The organism is Caballeronia sp. (assembly GCF_049581465.1).
GTDB lineage: Bacteria > Pseudomonadota > Gammaproteobacteria > Burkholderiales > Burkholderiaceae > Caballeronia.
Genome location: NZ_JBAUSA010001427.1, coordinates 1 through 2,040, shown reverse-complemented (window position 1 = coordinate 2,040; position 2,040 = coordinate 1). Strand labels below are relative to the sequence as shown.

Here is a 2,040-nt window from a genome sequence, read left to right as displayed (position 1 = left end):
AGCCCTGCGGGGCAGGGCACGCCCGTCTAGCGAATCGACGCGCGCCAGATTCGGCGCGCTCGAATGACGTGGCCCCCATCGGAAAGACGGCTTAGCTTTGCTGGAAGACATGCCACACACGAGTAATTTGCATAGCGAATCATTCACGCCCGGCGTGGCTATCAGGCGGAGCGCCTGCTTTGCTTTTCCTGATAGCTCGGGTAGTCGGTGTAACCGACATGCGTGCCTCCCCAGAATTGCGAGCGATCGTAGTGGGCCAGGGGGAACTTATGTTGCAACCGACGTGGCAGATCCGGATTGGAGACGAAATGCCGTCCGAATGCGACCAGTTCGGCATCTCCCTTTTGCAGGATTTCTTCCGCGCTGTCGCCATTGAAGCCGCCGGCGGCGATGATCGGACCGTCGAAAGCGCGGCGCAGGAGGGCTGACGCCACGGGCTTCTGATTCTCGTCCAGCGTTTCGACGCCTTTGACGCGTGGCTCGATCACGTGCAGATAGGCTAGGCCAAACTTGTTCAATTGCTCGGCCGCATGGATAAACGTAGCTTCGGGATTCGAGTCGGAGATGGAACCCCACTGTCCGCTTGGGGACAACCGCACGCCCACACGGTTTGCCCCCCACACCGACACCAGGGCCGTGACCACTTCGATCAGGAAGCGTGCGCGTTTTTCGATGGTGCCGCCGTAGGCATCCGTACGCTTGTTGGTGCCGTCCTGCAGGAATGTGTCGGCCAGGTAGCCATTGGCCGAGTGCAGTTCAACCCCATCGAGGCCCGCAGCAAGTGCGCGTTCGGCGCTCTTGCGGTAGTACTCGATCACGGTCTGGATTTCATCGATATCGATCGCGCGGTGCATCGACACCGGCACCCAGCCATTGTGCGTCAACGCCTCGCCTTCGAACGGCACCTCCGACGGCGCGATCGGCGCCACCCCGCCTGTCAGGTCGACGTGCGACTGGCGTCCGTCGTGTCCCAACTGCATGAAGATACGCCCGCCCTTCGCGTGGACGCCATCCGCGATCTTCTTCCAGCCTGCGATGTGTGAGTCTTCGTAAATCCCCGGCGCACCGAGGTAGCCACGGCTGTCGTAAGACACGTGCGTCGATTCGGTGATAATCAGGCCGCCCGCGGAAGCGCGTTGCGTGTAGTACTCCAGCATCATCTCGCTGGGACTGTCGTCGCTGTTGGCGCGAAGGCGCGTGGTCGGCGCATGCACCACACGGTGCTTCAATGTGTAAGGGCCGAGTTGAAGCGGCGAGAAGAGTTGGGTCATGGTCGATCCTTAGTGAGTGTCGAGTGCAATAGGCGAGGGCGATACCTTACGCGGCAGTGACCGCCCCTTTTTGCGCCCTTATCAAATGCTTGGCTGTGCTGGCTGTCAGTATCAGCGCCGCGACTTCGCACGCAGCGGCGGTCCAGCCAAGGTTGATCACCGAGGTGAAACTCAAGACCAGGGAACCCAGCGCGGCGCCGAGCGAAAAGCCGAGATACATGAACGAAGCATTGAGTGACAAGGCAATGGGCGTGCCTCGCAACCCAGCGAGATTGATCAGCACTGCTTGTTGAGCGGGGTAGAAGGCCCAGTGCGAAATACCCCAGGCCACTACACCGATCAGGACGGGGACCAGCGCCAATGTCATCGGCAGCCAGTGCGCGCTCGCCGACATGAGCGAGAACGCGAGGATCGACACGCTCAGGCAGGGGATAATCACGCGCCTGGGACCGCGGCGATCCACTGCCTTGCCGCCGATGAACACACCGATGGCTGCCGCAACGCCCCAGGTGAACAGCACGTAGCCAATTTGGGCGCCATGCAACGGCGTGGTCCTGGCAACGAACAGCGCCAGGTACGTGTAGATCGTGTAGGCGCCCATCGCCCAAAGGGTGGTGACGAGCAAGGTCATCAGGATGACCGGCTGGCGAGCGACCCGGATACGCTCGCGCAGCGTGGCCGTCGGCAATCCTGCACCGATGTTGCGGGGCAGGCCGAGCAGCAAGCCTGCCGTAGCCGCAGCGGACAAGGCGGCGACGCCCGCAAAGGT

2 protein-coding genes are annotated in these 2,040 nt (G+C 62.0%); both read right to left on the bottom strand.

Annotation, left to right across the window (positions count from 1 at the left end; translation table 11 throughout):
- Positions 1–161: 161 nt before the first annotated feature.
- Positions 162–1,271: an alkene reductase gene (locus tag WCA53_RS34530; RefSeq protein ID WP_423922893.1), complete on the bottom strand. Its 1,110-nt coding sequence runs from the start codon at positions 1,269–1,271 to the stop codon at positions 162–164.
- Between the two features lie 46 nt (positions 1,272–1,317).
- Positions 1,318–2,040: MFS transporter (locus WCA53_RS34525; RefSeq protein WP_423922889.1), on the bottom strand; the 723-nt coding region annotated here is incomplete at its 5' end.